This is a genomic window from Chitinophaga sp. (genome assembly GCF_035564935.1).
GTDB lineage: Bacteria > Bacteroidota > Bacteroidia > Chitinophagales > Chitinophagaceae > Chitinophaga.
The window spans coordinates 1-4,521 of sequence record NZ_DATMTE010000950.1 but is presented as its reverse complement, the minus strand read 5'-3'; the positions used below and the strand labels follow the sequence as shown (position 1 = coordinate 4,521).

Genomic DNA, 4,521 nt, shown 5'->3' with positions numbered 1-4,521 from the left:
GAAAGGAATACCGCATAATTATCTCAACGGTTTTAAAGACCTGCTGGAATGGTATGGGCATACCCGGGCTTTATCTCCCAAAATTATCCATACCCTGGAGCGGCTGGCGAAAGACTACCCGCAAAAGGCAGCCATGGTTTTTGAGAAAAGCATTGCGTTGAGGGAATTGCTGCACCGGTTATTTACCACCGGCCTGGCAAAAAAGAAACCTGCAGCTGCCGACGGCATGCAGTTCAATACCTACATAGGGGAGGCCTACGCCAATATTGAGATCGGCTGGCAGGCCGGGGCAGGTACCTTACAATTCAATGCGCCTGCATTGGAGCAGGTATATTGGTGGCCTGTAAAATCGGCAGTGGAATTATTCACTTCCGGCCGGCTGGCGGAAGTAAAGGAATGCCCCGCCTGCGGATGGCTTTTCCTGGATAAAAGCCGTAACGGATCGCGCAAATGGTGCAGCATGAGCACCTGCGGGGATGTAAGTAAAGTAACCCGGAACTATCAGCGTACCAAAAGAAAGCAACCATGAACGGGAAAAGCGTATTGTCTTCAAAACTGATCTTCTGCCTCCTGGCGGTATATATTATATGGGGCTCCACTTACCTGGGAATGAAGATAGCCACGAAGGTAGTGCCGCCCTTTCTTTTATCGTCCATGCGTTTCCTGGTAGCAGGCAGCATCCTGTTGCTGGTTGGCGCGCTCAGGGAAAAAGCCTGGCCGGAACGGCGGCAACTTATCGCCGCCTGTTTTGTGGGCGTGCTGCTGATCGGTATCGGGAACACTACGGTAGCACTGGCGGTGAATTATATGCCTTCCGGGATCGTGGCGCTGATAGTGGCTGCTATGCCCGCCTGGATCATGGGTATGGACTGGGCTTTCTTTAGTAAGCAACGGCCATCAGGCATGACCATGCTTGGCATCGTGGTGGGGTTTGCCGGGTTGTTCCTGCTGTTTAATCCATTTGTTCACCACGAGGCACGGCAGTTTCCTTTATGGCCGGTGATCGTTATTGTGGGAGGAAATATCTGCTGGGCGGCAGGCACTTTGCTGGTGCCGCGACTACCCATGCCCACACAAATTACCAGCACGGCCATCCAGATGTTGTCTGGCGGGGTGTTTTCCCTGCTGGTGAGTTTTGTATTGGAACCCGGTGGAATGGCTAAATTACCGCTGATGACCGCTGAAGCCTGGCAGGCTTATCTCTACCTGGTATTCATCGGTTCACTGGTAGGCTACACCTCTTACAGCTGGTTATCGAAAAACGCGCCGCCGCGACTCACCGCTACCTATGCCTATATTAACCCTATTGTGGCCCTTTTCCTCGGATGGGCCATTGGTAATGAAGCCATCACCTCGTTAATTGGTATCGCTGCTGCTATCGTTATTTGCGGGGTGGTATTAATGACGCTGGGCCGTAAATCATAGCAAGGGAGATATTTTACTTCCTTTTCCCCCTGATAATGTTTATCTTGCATTCTCACACATATACAGGTTTGGCCCTTATCCGCTCCGGATAAACCCTGTTGATGAACCATAGCCATTGCAGCAGCATTGTATTTATTTATATATGTAGGTTCCGCTCTTTTGGGTGCATTTTTTGTTTTGTTGGTGCTATTCCAATTGAATGTAATTAGACAATAGATTATATAAACTGACTATGCGAAAGACTATTATTGTATCGAACAGGTTACCAGTAAAGATTACAGAAGCAGACGGGGATTATGCCCTTCAACCCAGCGAAGGAGGACTGGCAACAGGGCTGGGATCCATTTACCGTGAAGGAAATAATATCTGGATAGGATGGCCCGGACAGGAGATCACCGACCAGAAAGAACAGGAGAAAGTAACCAAACAGTTGCGGAAAATGAACCTGATGCCGGTTTACCTGACACAGGAGGAAATCAATAACTTCTACGAAGGTTTTTCCAATGAAACACTGTGGCCGGTTTTCCACTATATGGCTGTTTATGCCCACTATGAACAGGGTTATTGGGACGCCTATTACCAGGTAAATAAAAAATTCAGGGATATTATTATGAAAGTAGCGGAACCCGGAGATATCATCTGGATTCACGACTACCAGTTACTGTTGCTACCCGGAATGATCCGTGCAGAGATGCCGGAGATTTCCATCGGTTTCTTCCAGCACATCCCTTTCCCGTCTTTCGAATTATTCCGCCTCATCCCATGGAGGGCAGAGATCCTGGAAGGTATGCTGGGCGCCGATCTGATGGGCTTTCATACTTTTGATGATACCCGCCATTTTCTCAACGCTGCCAGCCGTATCCTGCCGGTGAATACTACCGCCAACGTGGTGTCGTATAACGACCGGGCAATTGTAGTGGAAACATTTCCCATGGGCATCGACTTCAATAAATATGCAGAGATGGGCAGCGACCCGGAAGTGCTGCAACAGATAACGAACCTGAAGGAAAACTTCCATAACGACCGCCTCGTGTTGTCCATCGACCGGCTTGACTACAGCAAAGGGATCCTGCAAAGGCTCCAGGCTTTTGAACTGCTGCTGCAGCTGCATCCCGAATACATCGGGAAAGTAGTGCTGTATATGATAGTAGTGCCCTCGCGCGACCAGGTGCCGCAATACAAAGAACTGCGCGATGAGATAGATAAACAGGTAGGAAATATCAACGCCCGTTTCCGCACCCTGGCCTGGCATCCCATTCAATACTTCTACCGTTCGTTCCCGCTGGAAACATTATCAGCCCTCTACAATTTTGCAGACATCTGCCTGGTGACCCCTATGCGCGACGGCATGAACCTCGTGAGCAAGGAGTATGTTGCCAGTCGCAACAACAATGATGGCGTATTGATCCTGAGCGAGATGGCAGGGGCATCTAAAGAATTAATTGATGCTATCATCGTAAACCCGAACAACATCGGCGCCATCACCCGCGCTATTGTAGACGCCTTGAACATGCCACTGGCAGAGCAGCAACGCCGCATGAAACAAATGCGCACCGTGGTGGCGAAGTTCAATATCAATCACTGGGTGAAGCTGTTTATGACCCGTTTGCAGGAAGTGAACGAAATGCAGCAGAATATGCTGGCGCGACGCGTGAACCAGGAAACAGCAGTGCTGATCCGGCAACAGTATTTCAACAGCAAAAAACGGATCATCTTCCTGGATTATGACGGCACCCTGGTGGGTTTCCAGCCCAATATTGATATGGCATCGCCCGATCCGGACCTGTACCAGCTGCTCCGGGAGCTGGCGGCCATACCGGGCAACGACCTGGTGATGATCAGTGGCAGGAACCATGAAACGTTGGGAGAGTGGTTTGGCCACCTGAAACTGGATCTCATTGCAGAACACGGCGCCTGGCAAAAAACCAAAGCAGGAGAGTGGTATCAGCTGCCCGGCCTTACAGATAAATGGAAGAAGGAACTGCGGCCTATCATGGAACTGGCTGCCGACCGTACCCCTGGTGCTTTTATCGAGGAAAAAAGTTTCTCACTGGTATGGCATTACCGCAAAGTGGAATCCGGCCTCGGCGAGTTACGCGCCAATGAACTGATGAACACCTTGCGTTACTTCACCGTGGAGAAAGGACTGCAGGTATTGCCCGGCGATAAAGTGATAGAGGTGAAGAACGTGGAAATAAATAAAGGTAAAGCCGCGCTAAGCTGGCTGAATCATAAAAAGTACGATTTCATTATGGCAATGGGCGATGATGTTACAGACGAAGACATCTTCAAAGCGCTTCCGCATAAAGCGATTACCGTTAAAGTAGGCAGCCAGGTATCTGCCGCGCAGTATTACCTGCGAAGTTATCATGAGGTGCGGCATTTGCTGAGAACCTTACGTAACCGGGAAAGCGTTTAAATAACAAAAGGAGAGGAGCACAAAACTCCTCTCCTTTAATTTATATACAAATCTACCTATATAAAAATGGGGGTATCCAGTTTCATAGCAATGCGATAGGCCGCATTCATCAGTCCCACGTGACTGTAAGCCTGGGGGAAATTGCCCCACTGGCTGCCGGTATCCGACTCCACGTCTTCACTGAAAAGCAGCAGGTGGTTAGAGTATTGCAGCAGTTTGCCAAATTCCCGCTGGGCATCTTCGAGCCGGCCCACACAGGCGAGGGCTTCTACATACCAGAACGCACACACGAGGAAAGTGGTTTTGGGTTTACCGAAATCGTCGGAGTGGCGATAGCGGTAAAATAATCCTTCCGGTGTTTTCAGTTCTTTTTCCAATGCAATAAGATGATCGCGGGCCCGTTCAGACGCGGGGTCCAGGTAGTTCATCATGATCAGCTGGAGGGTACTGGCGTCCAGGTGCTGGCTGCCGGCGGCATTGGTATATACTTTTCTCACCGGGTCGTAGCAGCTTTCAATATGAGCAGCTGCGCGGTTCTTCAGTTCAATAGCTTTTTGCAGCAATATTTCATTGCCGATGGTGCGGGCCATTTTTTCGGCGGCTGCGCAGCCGGCCCACTGGAACAGGTTCGTGTAGCAGTGCACGTTAGCCATGTTCCTGAACTCCCAGATACCGGC

At 50.1% G+C, this 4,521-nt stretch carries 4 protein-coding genes; 3 read left to right on the top strand and 1 reads right to left on the bottom strand.

Features of this window, described 5'->3' with window-relative positions; genetic code table 11:
* The 3 genes from VN105_RS24680 to VN105_RS24670 all read left to right on the top strand — a co-directional run.
* On the top strand, positions 1 to 529 hold a 529-nt coding region (locus tag VN105_RS24680), incomplete at its 5' end, for a CGNR zinc finger domain-containing protein (protein WP_325645256.1).
* Positions 526 to 1,425, top strand: coding sequence for an EamA family transporter (locus tag VN105_RS24675; protein ID WP_325645254.1), 900 nt, complete (start codon positions 526 to 528; stop codon positions 1,423 to 1,425). The genes VN105_RS24680 and VN105_RS24675, both read left to right, overlap by 4 nt.
* Positions 1,426 to 1,657: 232 nt before the next feature.
* Positions 1,658 to 3,844, top strand: coding sequence for a bifunctional alpha,alpha-trehalose-phosphate synthase (UDP-forming)/trehalose-phosphatase (locus tag VN105_RS24670; RefSeq protein ID WP_325645252.1), 2,187 nt, complete (start codon positions 1,658 to 1,660; stop codon positions 3,842 to 3,844).
* 56 nt (positions 3,845 to 3,900) lie between these two features.
* On the opposite strand, the gene VN105_RS24665 is transcribed toward VN105_RS24670, so the two are convergent.
* A partial coding sequence (locus VN105_RS24665) for a glycoside hydrolase family 15 protein (RefSeq protein WP_325645250.1) occupies positions 3,901 to 4,521 on the bottom strand: 621 nt, incomplete at its 5' end.